The sequence below is a fragment of the Christiangramia lutea genome (assembly GCF_022489035.1).
Taxonomy (GTDB): Bacteria; Bacteroidota; Bacteroidia; order Flavobacteriales; family Flavobacteriaceae; genus Christiangramia; species Christiangramia lutea.
The window spans coordinates 364,412-382,687 of sequence record NZ_JAKVTV010000001.1 but is presented as its reverse complement, the minus strand read 5'-3'; the positions used below and the strand labels follow the sequence as shown (position 1 = coordinate 382,687).

At 38.8% G+C, this 18,276-nt stretch carries 16 protein-coding genes and 2 tRNA genes; 17 read left to right on the top strand and 1 reads right to left on the bottom strand.

What is annotated here, in order from left to right; genetic code table 11:
* Positions 1–171 precede the first annotated feature (171 nt).
* The 12 genes from ML462_RS01725 to ML462_RS01675 all read left to right on the top strand — a co-directional run bounded on the left by ML462_RS01725 (position 172) and on the right by ML462_RS01675 (position 12,761).
* Positions 172–507: a hypothetical protein gene (locus ML462_RS01725; RefSeq protein ID WP_240712003.1), complete on the top strand. Its 336-nt coding sequence runs from the start codon at positions 172–174 to the stop codon at positions 505–507.
* Between the two features lie 78 nt (positions 508–585).
* The gene (locus tag ML462_RS01720) at positions 586–1,146 is read left to right on the top strand and encodes a Pycsar system effector family protein (RefSeq protein ID WP_240712002.1); all 561 of its coding nucleotides are present in this window, start codon (positions 586–588) and stop codon (positions 1,144–1,146) included.
* Positions 1,147–1,180: 34 nt separating this feature from the next.
* The gene (locus ML462_RS01715) at positions 1,181–1,927 is read left to right on the top strand and encodes a DUF6090 family protein (protein ID WP_240712001.1); all 747 of its coding nucleotides are present in this window, start codon (positions 1,181–1,183) and stop codon (positions 1,925–1,927) included.
* 93 nt (positions 1,928–2,020) lie between these two features.
* A complete protein-coding gene (locus tag ML462_RS16045) occupies positions 2,021–2,143 on the top strand; it encodes a hypothetical protein (RefSeq protein ID WP_262914719.1) in 123 nt (40 codons plus the stop codon).
* Between the two features lie 206 nt (positions 2,144–2,349).
* Positions 2,350–2,568 carry a hypothetical protein gene (locus ML462_RS01710; RefSeq protein ID WP_240712000.1) on the top strand — a complete coding sequence of 73 codons (219 nt, stop codon included), beginning with the start codon at positions 2,350–2,352 and terminating at the stop codon, positions 2,566–2,568.
* 171 nt (positions 2,569–2,739) lie between these two features.
* Positions 2,740–3,471, top strand: coding sequence for a hypothetical protein (locus ML462_RS01705; protein ID WP_240711999.1), 732 nt, complete (start codon positions 2,740–2,742; stop codon positions 3,469–3,471).
* A 136-nt stretch (positions 3,472–3,607) separates the two neighbouring features.
* Positions 3,608–5,440, top strand: a complete 1,833-nt coding sequence (locus tag ML462_RS01700; protein WP_240711998.1) for an ABC transporter ATP-binding protein — start codon at positions 3,608–3,610, stop codon at positions 5,438–5,440.
* A gap of 139 nt (positions 5,441–5,579) precedes the next feature.
* Entirely contained in the window at positions 5,580–8,159 is a 2,580-nt protein-coding gene (gene mutS, locus ML462_RS01695) for a DNA mismatch repair protein MutS (RefSeq protein WP_240712906.1), read from the top strand.
* 257 nt (positions 8,160–8,416) lie between these two features.
* Positions 8,417–8,489, top strand: a tRNA-Gly gene (locus tag ML462_RS01690).
* A gap of 15 nt (positions 8,490–8,504) precedes the next feature.
* Positions 8,505–8,593 (top strand) — tRNA-Leu (locus ML462_RS01685).
* A 376-nt stretch (positions 8,594–8,969) separates the two neighbouring features.
* On the top strand, positions 8,970–10,181 hold the full coding sequence (locus ML462_RS01680; RefSeq protein ID WP_240711997.1) for a thrombospondin type 3 repeat-containing protein: 1,212 nt from the start codon (positions 8,970–8,972) through the stop codon (positions 10,179–10,181).
* A 141-nt stretch (positions 10,182–10,322) separates the two neighbouring features.
* Entirely contained in the window at positions 10,323–12,761 is a 2,439-nt protein-coding gene (locus ML462_RS01675) for a zinc-dependent metalloprotease (protein WP_240711996.1), read from the top strand.
* A gap of 75 nt (positions 12,762–12,836) precedes the next feature.
* Here ML462_RS01675 and ML462_RS01670 read toward each other — a convergent pair whose 3' ends face one another.
* Positions 12,837–13,700, bottom strand: coding sequence for a universal stress protein (locus ML462_RS01670; protein ID WP_240711995.1), 864 nt, complete (start codon positions 13,698–13,700; stop codon positions 12,837–12,839).
* Between the two features lie 222 nt (positions 13,701–13,922).
* Between ML462_RS01670 and ML462_RS01665 the strand changes: the two genes are divergently transcribed.
* The 5 genes from ML462_RS01665 (at position 13,923) to ML462_RS01645 (ending at position 18,239) form a co-directional block, all read left to right on the top strand.
* Entirely contained in the window at positions 13,923–14,261 is a 339-nt protein-coding gene (locus tag ML462_RS01665; protein WP_240711994.1) for a hypothetical protein, read from the top strand.
* 217 nt (positions 14,262–14,478) lie between these two features.
* Entirely contained in the window at positions 14,479–14,697 is a 219-nt protein-coding gene (locus ML462_RS01660; RefSeq protein ID WP_240711993.1) for a hypothetical protein, read from the top strand.
* A gap of 81 nt (positions 14,698–14,778) precedes the next feature.
* Positions 14,779–15,198, top strand: coding sequence for a Fur family transcriptional regulator (locus ML462_RS01655; RefSeq protein ID WP_240711992.1), 420 nt, complete (start codon positions 14,779–14,781; stop codon positions 15,196–15,198).
* Between the two features lie 202 nt (positions 15,199–15,400).
* The gene (locus tag ML462_RS01650; RefSeq protein ID WP_240711991.1) at positions 15,401–17,389 is read left to right on the top strand and encodes a heavy metal translocating P-type ATPase; all 1,989 of its coding nucleotides are present in this window, start codon (positions 15,401–15,403) and stop codon (positions 17,387–17,389) included.
* 82 nt (positions 17,390–17,471) lie between these two features.
* Complete coding sequence (locus ML462_RS01645) at positions 17,472–18,239, top strand: XRE family transcriptional regulator (protein ID WP_240711990.1); 768 nt, start codon at positions 17,472–17,474, stop codon at positions 18,237–18,239.
* The last annotated feature ends 37 nt before the right edge of the window (positions 18,240–18,276 follow it).

The window sequence follows — 18,276 nt, the reverse complement described above, 5'->3', positions numbered from 1 at the left end:
TTTTTGGTTGAATTAAAATTAGCTTATATCTATAAATGTTTGTTTACTAATTATTTAGTAGATTAGAAGTGATCTTTTGCCTTACTGAAAACTGCCTCTTCTTTTTGGGCAAATTCGATAAGATCATATAGGGCAGAAGCTAAATACCAAACCAACCAAAAGAATAAAGTTATGAGTAGCGAAGAGCAAAACTGGACCAAAACCGAACTGCAGATCTATATTCTTTTGCTGTGTGCAAATGCAGATTCTAATGAGACCGAAGAAGAGATTAATTTGATCAAATCCAAGACCGATAAGGCTACATTCGAAAAAATGTATAAAGAATTTTCTGGCGATACAGAAGAAGAAAGCCTGGAGAAAATTCAGGATAACCTGGCCGTTCATGAATATTCGCATAAAGAACTCACCGAGCTAAGGAGGGAGATGTTTGAAGTGTTCTTTTCAGATAAGAAATTCAGTATGATGGAGAATACGCTGGATAAGATCCTGGATAATATACTTTACTAAAATAAATCTGAATAACATTTTTCTCCAGGGGGCATTTGTGTGCCATGGGAAAAATTAACCTTGCCAGAATTATCTATTATGGAGAAACCTGAAACTAAACCTTCAGCTCATTTAAAGAATAAGCATACCGATGATCTTATTGACCATTACTGGGGTAGTATTAGTTATGTATCCAGTCTTATAAAGGCTTCAGAGATAAAGGCAGGTCTTATCTTATCTTTTTACGGGATCCTTCTAAACTTTGTTTATCAGAATATTAATTTGGTCCTGGGTCATTTTGAAAATGATACCATCATCTATATTCTACTTACTATCTGGTTTGGGTGCGCGGTGATCTCCATTTATTACAGTATTCGATGTTTTATGCCTCGAATAGAATCTAAATACGACCGAAATATTTTCTTCTTCGGAGATGTGATCACCAAGTTTGGAGATATCAAGGAGTTTTCCAAAACCTTTTTTTCCATAAGTATCGATGAAGACCAGTTATTCGATCAGTTAGGGCAGCAGATTTTCATCAATGCTAAGATCGCCAATCTGAAGTTTCAAAATGTCCAGAAGGCCTTGAAATTTCTGGCTATACAATTCATTTTTTTACTGATCATCGTGCTTTATTATATCAGCGCTACCTTCATTTAAGCAGGTAGTATTTTTATTATAATCGGATTTTCTGATGATACATTTTTTCCGAAAAATACGACGGCAGCTCCTTCGTGAAAACAGGTTCACGAGGTATTTGCTATATGCTTTGGGAGAAATTTTTCTGGTGGTAGTAGGTATCCTGATCGCCCTGGAGGTTAATAATATGAATGAAAGAAATAAGTCCAGAGATCAGTTAAGTACAAATTTATCTAAGATTAAGAGGGAGTTGAAAATGAATATCAAGACTCTCGAATTTCAGGAAAAAGTAAATGATACTTTAATTGAAAAACTAAAGGAAAGTCTGATCATTTTAAAAAGTAATCAGGGTGATAGTCTGAAAATGCTGGAGTCTAGAATTGGTGCTTTGGGTACAGATTACACTATTCAGCTACAGATGCCCCATTCCGAGAGCCTGATGAGTAGAATGGAATTACTTAACCAAAGTACCGATAGTCTTGGATTCTATCTCATAGGAACCAGATATTATTTAAATGCAGTTGCTGAATCTAATCGATATGTACATGATCAATATGCCAACTCCATTGAACCCTATTTTCACAATCATATAAATTATTCAGATGTGGCCTTAGACCAACACAAGAATTATTTGATTGAGGGTGGTCCTAAGACTGATTTTACAGCTTTAGATGATAATATGTATCTCTGGAACCTGATAACGTTTAAACTGGAAACTGTTTCGGCCCAAAGAGATTTGATCAGAAATATTTTAGGTCTATTTGAGCAATTTCTGGAATATCTTAGTGATTCATCGGCGTGATTAGTTTTTTTTCGAAAAATACGCAGGCGATTACTTAGTAAGAACAGGTTCACCAAGTACTTAATATATGCCATAGGAGAAATTATCCTGGTAGTGGTTGGAATACTCATCGCCCTGCAGGTTAACAACTGGAATGTTTCTTACAAATGGATAGGGCTGGATATTAAGGATTCCGACAGGCTTATGAAGATGATCCTTTTTTCAGAACAAGATTAAGAGCCTATCAAAACAATGACAGAGATGCACTCAACAGTTTTAGAAGTCTAAAAAGTCTGCATGCTACAACCCTTGCTGAAATTGAAATTATAAACGGAGAGGCGAACCTGGATAGGGTATTTAAAGATCTCGCCTATACGCCCCTTCCCAAATTCGACTGTGACACCAGTATTGTAGATCCTGAGTTATTTATTAAACCAAGGATAATGATGAAGATCGATAATTATCCTGTTTATAATGCAAGCAACGACACGGTAAATTGCAAATTAGTTGGGCCGGAAGGGAATGCTATGGGAGGCTTTGATATTCCTCCCAGAACTTTTCGCTGGTTTGATCAGCCTTCCGGTATGGTGTTCAAGTTTTTTAGGAAAGAGAATTGCCTTTTTCAAATAAAAACTGGGAGAAGCAAATATCTTATCTTATAGAATAACTCTTATTTTAAAACTGTTCTCCACCATGCATATCAAATTCTTAGGATTCATCCTACAGGTTTAAGCCTTTGAACAATTTTTTAAGGCTTTTCATCAATGCCTTAATGTTTAGTTCAGTGAAATTCAGTAAATTATATTATGTTAACTGCTAAAAACCAACCAATTATGAAAAGATTATTCGTATTATTCCTGCTTATCCCATTTTTGGGAGTAGGTCAGGAGCAGGAGACCAGGATCCTGCAAATGTTCGAACTAAAAATTAAAATGAATCAGGGCCAGAAATTCAGTGAAGGCATGAAAAAATGGAAAGACTGCTACATTGAGAATAAGGGTGTGGATACCTGGAATGTATGGAACCGCGTTCAGGGAGAATCTGGAGTGGTTGCGGTAACTTTTTATATGGATAAATTCGCTGAAATGGATGAAGGACCTGAAGAAGCAGATACTGCCTGCCAGGAGATTTTCCGAACAGATGTATTTCCTTATGTAGAAAGTATGCAGCGTAATATGGCTACAACTATGCCAGAATTAAGCCGGGCTCCTTCAACAGATAATCAGGTGGTTTGGGTTACTTTCTTTTCCACAAAAAATTCTACCGATTTCAATGAGGTTGTAAAAGAAGTGTCTTCTACATACCGCGAGGTAAAAGGTGAGCCTTTGGGATATTGGTATGACTTTGTAGGTGGAGGTCCAGATGCGCCAGATTATATGGTTTCCCTTCCTTATAAGAATTATGCCGGGCTTGACGCTGAATGGGACGGCCCTTGGGATATCTACGAGGAGAAGCATGGCAAGGATAAAATGACTAAAATGAGAACCAAGTTCAGAGAGGCACTTAAAGATTCCTGGGCATATATGTATAAATTGAATGATGACCTTAGTAATCGTTCTCAATAGTTTAGTTTAATTATGTTGAGAGAAAAATGGCACTTCCGGGTGTCATTTTTTTATATTGAAATTTTAGTAATGGTTTACCGACTCATTTATTTGAAAGTTTTAGCCCTAAATTGTACCCAGTTTAAATTTATCCAGATTGCCAAGACCTAAAAAATCATTTGAAACCAATAATATCAACTTCAGGGAAAGTTTTGCCTCTCTGAAATTTGTACCACGTTTTTTCAAAGAAATAAGAAGGGTAAATCCTCTTCTTTTCTATTCTAATGTGATTGGGAGAATTTTAAATGCTATACTTCCCGTAATAATGCTGTGGCTGGGAAAACTGATCATTGATGAGGTGGTACTTCAGATCTCTGCAGAAACACAAGATCTGAATCAACTTTGGGTTCTAGTGGCAGCAGAATTTGGCCTGGCCATTTTATCAGATCTGCTAAGCCGTGGAATAAGTCTCAGCGATGCACTTTTGGGAGACCAGTATTCTATAGATACTTCGGTTAAGATCATAAAAAAGACTTCAGAGCTAAATTTGGATCAGCTTGAAGACTCTGAATTCTACGATAAACTCGAAAGGGCCAGGCAGCAAACCACCGGAAGAGTTGGGTTAATGTCCAACATTCTCACTCAGGGAGAAGATGTTATTGTCATCCTCTCATTGCTGGCAGGGGTAGTAAGTTTTGAGCCCTGGTTAATCATTTTGCTCATTGTGTCCATTATCCCGACTGTTATTAACGAGATCAAGTTTAGTGGAACAAGTTACTCACTGGCCAGGAGCTGGACGCAGGAAAGAAGAGAACTGGATTACCTTCGTTATGCCGGAGCCAGTGATGTGACGGCGAAAGAGGTAAAATTATTCGGTCTATCTAACTACCTGGCCGATCGATTTAAAGGCCTTTCCGATAAATATTATTTACAAAGTAAAAGACTGGCCAAACAACGAGCCGGCTGGGGATCTATTTTTAATGTAATTGGAACAGGTGCTTATTACGGTGCTTATGTGATCATCATTTTTCGAACTGTAGCTGGAATTTTTAGCCTGGGAGACCTTACATTTCTATCTGGCTCATTCAACCGGCTGAGGTCGAAATTGCAGGGTTTCTTTACACGTTTCACTGCTATCACTGAAAGCGCTCTTTACCTGCAGGATTATTTCGAGTTCCTGGACCTTAGTTTTGCTGAAAAAAGTGATTCTGAAAAGCTTCCGCTGCCAGAAGAAATCCAGACAGGATTTGAATTTCGGAACGTTGGTTTTAAATACCCTAAATCTGAAAAATGGGTGGTAAGAAATATCAATTTCGAATTAAAGGCTGGGGAGAAGCTTGCTTTTGTTGGAGAAAATGGTGCCGGAAAAACTACGCTGATCAAACTTCTGCTTCAATTCTATGAACCAACCGAAGGTGAGATTCTTTTAGATGGAATTCCGATAAAAAAATATGACCAGACGGCCTATCAGCAATATTTTGGAGTGATCTTCCAGGATTTTGTGAAATTTGAATTAACTCTAAGAGAAAACATTGCCATGGGAGAAATTGATCAAATTTCAAATCAGGATAGGATCGATGGCGCTGCCGAGAAAAGTCTTGCTCGCGAAGTAGTAAGCGACCTTCCTCTTGGTTACGAGCAACCCCTGGGGAAAAGATTTAAACATGGTAAAGACCTTTCCGGCGGACAGTGGCAAAAGATCGCCATAGCCAGGGCTTATATGAAAGATTCAGAAGTATTGATCCTGGATGAACCAACATCGGCCCTGGACGCACGTGCCGAAACCGAGGCCTTCCAGAGATTTATACAGCTAACTCAGGGGAAAACCGCGGTGATCATTTCGCATAGATTCAGTACGGTTAGGATCGCAGACCGCATCATGGTTTTAAAGGATGGAGCGGTACTCGAAATTGGAACTCACCAGGAGCTGATGAAAAATGATAAATTGTATGCCGAACTTTTCAATCTTCAGGCTGCCGGATATCAATAGTTCAGGTAGGATATTTTCATAAGTTATGGGAAAATTGAACCGGGCTAATTTTATAAAAATGCCATAGTTTATTTACTTTAGCGACCAATAAAATTCCGGCAAATTGGCAGCAAAGAAAACCCCGAAGGTAACCCCCTTAATGAAGCAGTATAATAGCATCAAGCAGAAATACCCAGATGCTATGTTGCTCTTTAGAGTAGGAGATTTTTATGAAACCTTTGGAGAAGATGCGGTAAAAGCTGCCCGAATATTGAATATTGTTCTTACCAATCGTAATAACGGTAGCGAGCGTACCGAGTTGGCCGGATTTCCACATCATTCTTTAAATACCTATTTGCCAAAACTGGTAAAAGCAGGGCAACGGGTAGCTATCTGTGATCAACTGGAAGATCCTAAAATGACCAAGACCATTGTAAAACGTGGGGTAACTGAACTGGTGACTCCCGGGGTGGCGATGAACGACGATATCCTGCATAGCAAATCGAATAATTTTCTTTGTGCGGTTCACTTCGGAAAAAAGAATCTCGGAATTTCCTTTCTGGATGTTTCAACCGGGGAATTCCTGTGTGCTCGAGGCAATAGGGAATATATAGATAAATTGCTTCAGAACTTCAGTCCAAGCGAGATCCTTATTCAGAAAAAATACAAAAAGGAATTCGCTGATGGTTTCGGTAAAGACCACCATTGCTTTTATCTTGACGACTGGATATTTAAAATCGATTATGCCGGGGAAACGCTGAACGGACATTTTAATACAAAATCCTTGAAAGGTTTTGGTGTAGACCACCTGGAAGAAGGTATTATCGCTTCGGGAGCGGTACTTTATTATTTAGCGGAAACGCGGCATCACCGACTTCAGCATATCACTTCAATAAATCGTATCGCTGAAGAGGAATATGTGTGGATGGACAGATTTACTATTAGGAACCTGGAGTTATACCAGTCAACCGCGGCAAATGCGGTTACCCTGCTGGATGTGATCGATAAGACGATCTCACCCATGGGCGGCCGGCTTTTAAAACGCTGGTTGGCTCTTCCTTTGAAAAATTCAGAACAGATCAAGAAAAGACTGGAAGTTGTAGATTTTTTAATAAAGCACCCAGAAATACTTGCTGATATTCAAGACCAAATAAGGGAAATAAGTGACCTGGAAAGGTTGATTTCTAAGGTAGCGACACAGAGAATTAGTCCGCGTGAGGTAAACCAGTTGTTACATTCTTTAAATGCGATCCTGCCAGTTAAGAAGCTTTCCCTTGAATGCGATAACGAAGCCCTGAAGATCATTGGAGATAATTTGCATTCCTGTGATATTTTAAGGGCAAAAATTTCTGAGAGTATCAGTGAAGATGCTCCTGTAAATGTTCAAAAAGGAAATGTGATCGCCAAAGGTTTTTCTAAGGAGCTGGATGATCTTCGGGATATTGCCTTTTCAGGGAAGGATTACCTGGAAAATATGATAAAAAGGGAAACCGAGGCAACCGGGATCTCATCACTCAAGATCGGCAATAACAATGTTTATGGCTATTATATAGAAGTAAGGAATACGCATAAAGATAAAGTTCCCGAAGGATGGATAAGAAAGCAAACCCTGGTGAATGCCGAGCGTTATATAACTGAAGAGCTGAAAGAATATGAATCGAAGATCCTGGGAGCAGAAGAAAAAATACTGCAGCTGGAGCAACAGCTTTTTGGCAAACTAGTGGCCTGGATGGCTGAATACATAAACCCGGTTCAACAGAATGCCAGGCTTATTGCGAGACTTGATTGTTTATGCTCCTTTGCCCAGCAGGCGCAAGCTGAAAATTACAGCAAACCCGAGATCACAGATAGTCATTCACTTAACATAGAAGAAGGAAGACATCCTGTGATCGAGAAACAACTTCCATCCGGAGAAGTTTATGTAACCAACGATCTGTATTTGGATAGGGAGGAACAGCAGATCATTATGATCACCGGGCCAAACATGAGTGGTAAATCGGCAATTCTCAGGCAAACGGCATTAATTGTTCTTATGGCTCAGATGGGAAGTTTTGTTCCGGCCAGGGCGGCTGAGATTGGTCTTGTAGACAAGATCTTTACCAGGGTAGGGGCAAGTGATAATATTTCTATGGGTGAATCGACCTTTATGGTAGAAATGAACGAAACGGCGAGCATTCTAAACAATATTTCAGGCCGAAGCCTGGTATTGCTAGATGAAATTGGCCGGGGTACCAGTACTTATGATGGGATTTCCATCGCCTGGGCAATAAGTGAATATTTACATGAACATCCAGCAAAACCAAAAACGCTCTTTGCTACTCATTATCATGAGCTTAATGAGATGTGCGATACCTTTGGCAGAATTAAGAATTATAATGTTTCGGTAAAGGAATTAAAGGACAATGTGCTGTTCTTAAGAAAACTTGTTCCCGGAGGAAGTGAGCATAGTTTTGGAATTCACGTGGCTAAGATGGCGGGAATGCCTCAAATGGTTTTGCACCGGGCGAATAAGATCCTCAAAAAACTGGAAGCCTCTCACTCCATGGAAGATTCCGGAGAGATCCTGAAGAAATCGGCAGAAGATGAAATGCAACTGAGCTTCTTTAATCTGGACGATCCGTTACTAGAAGATTTGAAGCAGGAATTGCTAGGAATAGATATAGATAAGCTTACTCCGGTGGAAGCATTGATGAAGCTGAACGAAATCAAAAGGATGTTATCAATAAACAATAAACAATAAGCAATTATCAATATTTATTGATAGTTGATCACTGCTATTTGATCATTGTTAAGTGTCATCCTGAACTTGTTTCAGGATCTCATTAATAACTAATTTCCTTTTGCTCTTACCTCATTATGAAGGAGTAAAATCCTTTGCTTGAATTTATTCATTTTTGAAGGGCTTTTTTCTAAAAAAATTCTTTGCCATTATAAGATTTGTCTTAAATTTGCCTCCGCAATAAAGGCGTCGCCGATATTGCGTTGTTCTTAAAAATCGCGAAAATAGCTCAGTTGGTAGAGCGCCACCTTGCCAAGGTGGAGGTCGCGGGTTCGAATCCCGTTTTTCGCTCATTTATAAACTTACGCTCGGATGGTGGAATTGGTAGACACGTTGGACTTAAAATCCAATGACCAGCAACGGTCGTGCGGGTTCAAGTCCCGCTCCGAGTACCAAAGGCCCTCTTAATCATTTGATTTTGAGGGTTTTTTGTTTTTTAGGAGTTTTCGTTTTTTATTTTCAAGTCTTTACAATGCTACAATAATCACCTTAGAAATTTAAATCAGATTATATCCTTCTAGACTCTGCTTAATATAAATTAGTACAAAAAAGGTGTTGATATTATCTTTAATTGAGGATTTTTTCAACTCAAATCGTTATATCACTTTCATTCATCGGTAAAAATATGATATTCATCTAAAAAACTGTGCAATAGGTAATTATACCCATTTGCGGGTATGGGAAATCTTTTTTTAGTTGTTATATTTGATTAATTGATCGTTGTGCCCCATCCGATTTTTTTCAATAAAATATTAACGAAAATTCATTATTATGAAAACTCTAAAAAGTTTTTCAGGGGTACTAACGTTGTTTTTGATAATCTTTGTTAGCTGCTCCAAAGAAGAAGTGTCAGACCCTGAAATGGAAGTAGTTCAGTTAGTCGATAATGCAGAGGAGTCTTTTCCTTTGTCAAGCAATAAAGGTAAAATTTTACCTACCTTTAATAATGAAGGTATAATTGATGGATATTATTATTTAAACATACCAAATGAAAAATATGCTGTCTCTTACTCAGAGAGCATGTTATTAGATATAGAAAAGATGAGTGAGAGGTTTGTTACCTTGAAGGGAGATAAAGATAATTTTGGTTTCGGAAATAGTCCAGTTCCTAATGGAGAGTTTGATATGACAGAGCCAGATGAAGAGTCCATCTTTTTTGATAAAACTATTGAAAATGCATCTTGGCGTCTTAATTTAAGTGGAAAAATTAATCCATGTGAGGGATACAAGGCAACTTATTTGGAAATCATAGTTCGAGAAATTGGTACTGAACCTGACTCTGAAGGTAAAATATATTTTGATGGACAGGAATATAGCTTGATTCCTAATGGAGGATCTGGCATTTCTCCTAAAGAACAAATATTTGAATTTTTTGGGAAGGATGCTGAATTTGCCAATGATGGTCTAATTGAAGTTGAAGTTTACGGCAATGGAGATATGTTTGCTATTGACTGGTCAAGGATAACTCTTAGAGGTTCTTGTGATATAGATGATGACGGTGTAAATAATATTGATGATAACTGTCCTTATAATGGAAACTCAGATCAAGCGGATTTAGATGCAGACGGGATAGGTGATGTTTGCGATGATGACCTCGATGGAGATGATGTTTTAAATGAAAATGATAATTGTCCAGTAGCACCAAATGCGGATCAAATCGATTTTGATGGGGATGGAGAAGGCGATGCCTGTGACGAAGATGATGATAATGATGGAGTTTTAGATGATGACGATGATTTTGATAATTCTGATCTCAGTGAAACCTTTGTTATAGATGATTGTGATTCTGGAGTTGAAAATAGAATCATTACCAATGGTGGTACGATCAAAGATTTCATAAATGAAATTAGGGAAAACTCAACCAGTAATGGAGAATTTTCCCGAAATTCTACAAAATTGCTAAACGATTGGAAAAAAGCTGGTCTTATCACTGGAGAGGAAAAAGATGTAATCATGAGCTGTATAGGAGGAGCTAAACCATAATCAAAAAAAATATTGTTCAGAACCCTCAGGATGTAAATTTTGGGGGTTTTCATTTTATTTTTATTTTGAATTTTCTATATATCCATCCAAACTTTCCATGATTTTATAGCTTTCCCTATCTTCGAAAGCAAAATTTTATTCATGATCAAAAAAATACTATTGCTGGGTATGTTCGCAACCCTTGGCCTTGGCTGTAAATCGCCAAAAGCGGTTACCCAGGAATCATCAAAATCCGAGAAGAAAGAATCAGATTTAAAGGAGTATTCTCAAGTGATTACTGCAAAAGCAAAATCTGATGAAGGCCTTTTTACAACGCATTTTGTAGACGATAAATTATATTTCGAGATCCCCACTGAACTTTTTGAAAAGGATATGCTGTTGGTTAGCAGGATCGCGGGAGTTCCTTCTAGATTTGGAGGCGGATACGTGAATGCTGGTTCCAAAGTGAATGAGCAGGTAGTTCGTTGGGTAAAGCGCGATGGAAATGTGGATATGAAAGTGATAAGTTTCGAAAACCAGAGTGATGAAGAGTCTCCTATTTACAAGTCGGTACAGGCAAATAATTTCTTTCCTATTCTTTTCAGTTCGAAAATTGAAACATGGAACAATGATTCTACAAGTGTGGTCATAGATGCTAGCGGACTTTTTGAGAAAGAGGTGGATGCCATTAACGGAATTTCCTCCAGCCTTCGAAAAAGATACAAGGTTAAGAAACTGGACAATAGCAGGTCTTATATTGAATCTGCTCATGCCTACCCGAAAAATATCGAAGTTAAGCATGTGATGACCTATGAAGCTGAAACTCCTCCCGATCGTGATCAGGCTGGAACTATTTCCATGCTGCTGAATCAGTCTATGATTCTTCTTCCTGAAGATAAAATGCGGCCAAGACTTGCCAATGACAGGGTGGGCTGGTTCACCATAGACAAATATGATTATGATTCTGAGGAGCTGAAGGCTGATGATTATGAGATCATTCGTCGCTGGAAACTGGTTCCGAAGGATATTGAAGCTTATAAGAGGGGAGAGCTTGTGGAGCCTGTTGAGCCTATCGTTTATTATCTGGATCCGGCTACACCTGAAAAATGGAGGCCGTACTTTAAGCAGGGTATCGAAGACTGGAATGTGGCATTCGAAAAGGCCGGATTTAAAAATGCCATTATCGCAAAGGATCCTCCAAGTAAGGAGGAAGATCCTGGATTCAGCCCCGAAGATGTTCGATATTCTGTAGTGCGTTATGTGGCCAGTACCACCAGGAATGCAATGGGACCATCTGTGTCTGATCCTCGCACGGGAGAGATAATTGAAAGCGACATTATCTGGTATCATAATCATCTTAGATCTTACCGAAATAGATTTATGATCGAAGCAGGGGCTCAGAACCCCAAAGCCAGAACCTTGAACACTCCTGAAGAGGAAATAGGAGAAATGATGCGAATGGTGATCGCCCACGAGGTTGGTCATGCTTTGGGTCTGCCGCATAATATGAAAGCTAGTTCTGCCTACCCTACAGATTCCCTAAGATCTGCAGAATTCACCCAAAAATATGGTCTAACGCCTTCCATTATGGATTATGCCAGGGTAAATTATGTCGCTCAGCCGGGAGATGAGGATGTGAGATATATTAGAATGTTAGGTCCTTATGATCTTTATGCTATAAACTGGGGATATCGTTTCCTTCCGGAAGCAGATTCGGCTAAGGAAGAAAAAGCCACATTAGATAAATGGATCCTGGAGAAGGCTGGAGATCCGGTTTATGAATTTGGCAATGGATATTCCGGGGCAGATCCTCAGTCACAGCGTGAGAGTCTGGGTGCCGATCAGATTAAAGCCAGTGAATATGGAATCGCCAACTTAAAGAAGGTAGTTCCTAACCTGGTAGATTGGACCTCAAAAGATGGTTATGGATATGGTGAACTGGCGGAAGTTTACAGAGAACTTGGTTATATGTGGCGAGGCTATCTCTCACATGTTGTGACCAATATTGGTGGTGTCTATGAAACCAGAAAGACTTCAGATCAGGCCGGAGTTGTCTATGAACCGGTGCCTTCAGATATTCAGAAAAATGCCGTGAAATTTCTGAATGAAGAAGCATTTACAACACCCAATTGGATGCTGAACCAGGATTTACTTGGAAGGATAGAGGCTTCCGAAGCAATAGATAGAATACAGTCTATTCAAACCTGGACTTTGGAGAGGCTTCTGAAAAAAGATCGTTTAAAGAGAATGATAACCAATGAGGAAGTGAATGCCAAAAAAGCCTATTCCAGCGTTGAAATGATGGAGGATGTTCGTAAAGGAATATTCAGTGAATTGTATAATTCCAGGAAGACCGATGCCTACCGGAGAAATCTCCAGCGCTCCTATGTAGATATTGCTTCAGCTTACCTGAAGGAACTTAAAGAACGTGAGAATGATGAGGTGCTTAAGTCTGATATCATGGCACTAATGAGAGGAGAAATGGAGCAATTGAAAGCTGACATTAACCGAAGGAAGAACCGCGTAGATCATCAACTTACCAGGTTTCACTGGAATGACTTGCTGGCTCGAATAGATGCAGCCACTCTGAACGAAATCTGATTAAATAATAAAGTATTTCGAAGCGGTCGTTTGATGATTTCAGGCGACCGCTTTTCGTTTAAAATCTGTATGATGCTAATTCATATTATTGACTGCTTTATCTGGTAAGATCAGGAAGGGAAATGAAAGATGTCGATCAAGATTTTCAACAACCGGTTCCCTGAAAATTTTTCCGGGTAACGAATGCTTGTAATAACTCATACATAGCATTTCGATATGATTGTTCTTTACGAAATCGGCAATAGATCTTGACACCTCAAAATGGGTGGAAGAAAATTTCAGATCTACTTTCACATCTTCGAAAAAGTTTTTAAAAGCATTGTAATTTTTCCACTGTCGCTGTGACATTTCAGTTTCTCTACCATCATGGATCAAAGTAATATTTGATTTGAAAGTTTTTGCGATGCTCTTTAGCAGTTTCAGAGCCTCAAAATTAAATTCAAAAATAAGTTCACTGGCGAATCCAATATGAATCGGGGGCTGGAAATCAAGTTCCCTCGGAATGATCATTAACGGAACAGGTAGTGCACCGTCTATGATGCGTGTGGTATTGGTTCCTGTGATCGTTTTTAAGGTGCCGCCATGATTTTTCGTACCCATTACCACCAGGTCTATTTCTTTTGTCCTAACGAGTTCAGGGATTCCGTTAGGTAATTTCTTTTCAGAACATATTATCTCGAACCTGTCTCTTTCAATTCCGGTGTCCCTGATGATATGGTAGAGGGTTTCCCGGGAATCGATCTCAGATTCCTTTTTTAACTCCGGTATTTTGAGGGACTCCTCCTCGTTAATAAGGCTATATATAGTATTATGAATTTTATTTCCGTAAAAGTTGACGATATGAAATTTTGAAACCTGATGTTTAAACAAACGAGTCGTATAATAAAGAGCGCAATAGGCTTCTCTCGAAAAGTCGGTTGCTATTAAAATATTGATCATGACCTAGAGTTTTAAGTTAAACGAAATGATCAGTTTAAATTGATTCCTGTAAAATCAGGAACGACAGCGATTTTAGAATATGATCTGCGTTAGTATTGCCTGAATTACCTATATGTTAATAACCTTGGTTGATAATATGTTGATAATAGGAGAGGTAGCAAATATTGAATATTAAGTTAATTTTCGTTAATTAGAAATATCAAAAGTTAATGAAATACTAATATGGGAACACAGATGAAAAGTGCTGAGTTTCGTGAGGGTATGATGGTGTCTGAACTGAGGCAGAATACTTCCATAAATTTTATTAATACCCTACGACAAAACGAGTTAATTACTATCAATCGCCGAGGAGAGATCAGGCTTACCCCAAAAGGGAAGATAGCCTCTAAACTTGGGGTTAAGAATTATTTGAGGCTGGAAAATATTGAAAGACAGATGTTAGAAGAAGAGATCCAGAATATTAAAGTAGAAAATCGCGGACTTTTTATGGTTTTTGGGGGAATGTTTATTTCTCTTATTCTAATAATCGGGTTCTGGGTACTGGAGTTAAAAGGGCTATAGTTTTAACTGGCTTGAAATGAGCGGTCCATTTTAATTAATTTACGCTTATCCCATTCTGGAGTGGTTTTATGGTCATTTTTTCCGAAACTTTTTTTTATTTTTTTGATTAATGAACAGGCTATTTTTCCGCTTTATTTTTTAACATTCCTTTATTAAAAACGTTAAAAAAAACTTTAAAAAGAATATTTCCCAATTTAAAATCAGAATAAATTGCGGGATGCAATATTATTATTCTAGCAAGAAACCTAATGCCCTGGGGATAGTTAAGGTTCATGCCGAAAACTGTAAAGATCTTCCCGATGTATTGGGAAGAATTTACCTTGGGATTTTTCCCAATGGTAATCTTGCTCTTGCCTCTGTAAGGGAGAAGTTTCAGCTTACAAATGCTAAGATCTGTAGCTGCTGTGTTGATCAGAATGTATTTTCCGAGAATTAGGAAATAATCCTGTTATTTTTCAATCTATTTTTATTACCTGATTAATTCATTTCGCACTAAATTTGCTCAAGGCTTTTAAAAATGAGCGAAATAGAATCTGTTTTAAAAAAGCATCAAATCAGGCCAACGGCCATAAGAATCCTTGTTTACAAATTTCTTCGAAAGAGGGAGGTTGCCGTAACTCTTAATGACCTGGAGGCAGATTTCGACAGGTCTGAACGCACTACCTTATATCGCACCATTAAGACTTTTGAAAAAAATGGGCTGGTGCACCAGATCGACGACGGCACAGGGGTTTCAAAATATGCTTTGGACGATAAAGTCGCTGAATCTGGACAGCCACAAGATCTTCATCTGCACTTCCATTGCGATACCTGTCAGGAGACCGTTTGTTTGACAGATCATAAGATCCCTCATATCAGTTTACCGCCAGGCTTTGTAAGCAAGGATATCAATCTTGTAATAAAAGGGATTTGTGACAAATGTTCCAATCTGGAATAATGCACTTCAATTGCATGTTTTTCAGCATATCTTAGTCGGGAATCTAAATAAGTATAAATATGTATATGCACGACGCTATTAAATGTTGGCGGAATAAAGTATTGTGTAGAGGTTCTTCTCGTTGGTTACTGTTTTTTTCCATTGAAATCAATGAACTGAAATATGTATCTAAAAATTATTCTGGAATATAAAAATATAGATAATGTCTATTCATAATCACGGTTGCTGTAAACCTCATCATGGTGGAATTTTCGGGGAGAGAACAGAATTGATCTTTGCCGTTCTCAGCGGTATATTTCTCGTAACCGGGTTTATTTTAGATCGATTTTCGAGCCTTACATACCTGTATGTGGTAATTTCTTTCCTTATCTCCTATGGCTTCGGAGGATATTACACTTTAAAAGAGGCGATCACCGAAATTTCCAAAGGCCGTTTTGAAATAGATTTTTTGATGCTTGTGGCTGCAATTGGTGCCGCATTTCTTGATAAATGGGCGGAAGGAGCCTTACTTTTGTTCCTTTTTAGCCTGGGGCATGCTTTGGAGCATCTAGCCATGGACAGGGCAACAAAATCTATTGAATCTCTCACCAAATTATCACCTGGTAAAGCGCTTAAAAAGGAGGGAGCAGATTATATTGAAGTGGATATAAAAGATCTGAAGATTGGTGATATCATTAGGGTGAAACCTAATTCTTCGGTAAGTGCAGACGGGGTTCTAATCCACGGTAAAACAAGTATCAATCAGGCTCCTATTACCGGGGAGAGTATTCCGGTAGATAAGGTGCCTGTAAATGACCCTAAGACAGATTATATTTCAGACGATCAGATTCCAGCGAAAAGCAGGGTGTATGCAGGAACTATCAATGGAAACAATAGTATAGAGGTGAGGGTGATCAAGGAATCTCATGATTCTACCCTTAACCGTTTGATCACGATGGTACAGGAGGCTCAGGAGAAAAAATCTCCTACTCAGTTGCTAGCCGATAAATTTGAAAAATATTACGTGCCGGCAGTCCTGATCCTGATCGTTCTGCTGAATTTTTCTTTTCTGGTGATAGATGAATCCTGGCAGGATAGTTTTTATCGTTCTATGGCTGCACTTGTAGCTGCAAGTCCTTGTGCTCTCGCTATTTCTACTCCATCTGCTGTATTAAGTGGTATCGCCCGGGCAGCGAAAGGAGGAGTGCTAATTAAAGGAGGAAAACCTCTGGAAGATCTGGGGACCTTGCGAGCACTTGCCTTTGATAAAACCGGAACTCTTACTGAAGGAAAACCTAAACTTACCGATCTAATTCTATTGAATGGGTTATCTAATGATGAGTTTTTGAGAAAAGTGATTGCCCTGGAAAGCTCCAGTAATCATCCATTGGCTAAAGCTGTGGTAAGGGATGGAAAAAAGAAAATGCAGGAGTTGAATGGTATTCCTGAAGCCACTCAATCCGAAGCAATACAGGGAAAGGGAATTCAAGGGAAGGTCAACGGCGATCTCATAAAAATTGGGAACCTTGAATTATATGAGGAGTCAGGCGGTGTTCCTACAGATGTACGTGAAAAGGTTAAAAAACTAGAAAGGGATGGCAAAACGGTAATGCTTATTCAACATAATGATCAGTTCAGTGGTATTCTTGGATTGATGGATACTCCAAGGAGTTCTGCCAAATTTACCCTGGCTAAATTGAAAAAGATAGGCATCCGGAAAATGATCATGCTAACTGGCGATAACCAGGAAGTTGCCGATGCAGTAGCTTCAGAAATTGGACTTACTGATGCTTATGGAAGTTTATTGCCTGAAGAAAAAGTGAAACGTATTCAGCAGCTGAAAAAAGAGGAAAATAAGATCGCGATGGTTGGCGATGGGGTGAATGATGCGCCCGCTATGGCTAACAGTACAGTTGGTATAGCAATGGGCGCGGCAGGAAGTGATGTTGCCCTGGAAACCGCTGATATCGCCCTAATGGCAGACAAACTGGAAATACTGCCTTTTGCTATCGCTCTGAGCCGTAAAGCCCAGCAAATCGTTAAACAGAATTTGTGGATCAGTTTAGGAGTAGTAGCTCTTTTACTTCCTGCAACAATTCTTGGTTGGGCCAATATTGGAATTGCCGTTGTATTTCATGAGGGTTCCACGATCGTGGTAGTATTGAATGCCTTGAGGCTGCTAGGTTTTAAGGATAGGTATAGCAATTTTTAAAATTTTTTCAGCTTTTTTAGTTAAATAGGATTAAATCCAATATTTTTGAGTAAATTTTGGAAATATTCCTAATATTTAATTTATGGGCACACCTGGATCTATTGAAATCAAGCATTTTAAAGAAGTACGTGAAGAAAATAATTTCACTCAGACGGAATTCGCCGCGTTACTTGGTATAAAGAATTCTACGGCAGATATTGAGAGGGGGCGAACAAAACTATCTGGAAAGATTGTAGCCGAACTACTTCGGCAATTTGCAATTAATCCTCTGTGGTTATTTGGTGAAAGTGGGCAGAAATATTTGAAAGTCTCCAAAGGTGACGTAAGCCCGAAAGTAGTAACCGTAGATAATGCCGACAACGAAAATATAATATTGGTAAATCAAAAGGCGGCTGCAGGTTACCCGCATAACGTCCAGGATGTGGAATGGTATAGTCAACTACCAGCTTTTGATATTCCCCTTCCCGAATTTAGAAATGCAACTTACCGTGGGTTTCAGATAGAAGGAGATAGTATGCTGCCAGATTACCGTCCTGGTGAATGGGTTATGGGTAAGGCAGTTTCCAGTATTGAGGAGGCGAGTAATAACAGGGTTTATGTGATCGTGATGTATGATTCTGTCCTGGTAAAGAAACTTCAGAAGATGCCCGATTCTTCCAAGGTGTTATTGATCTCCTTAAATGAGGAATATTTACCGCTAGAAATCAATGTGCATGATATCCAGGAAATCTGGCAGGTAAATTCAAAACTTACATTCAACCTGGATAATCCTTCCAATAGCGGACTTTTCCAGGAATTACAACAATCTATGGAGGAATTAAAGCGAGAACTGAAATCCTTTAAAAGTTAAAACCCTTCTCCAGAAGAAAAGGGCTTAGAATATATTA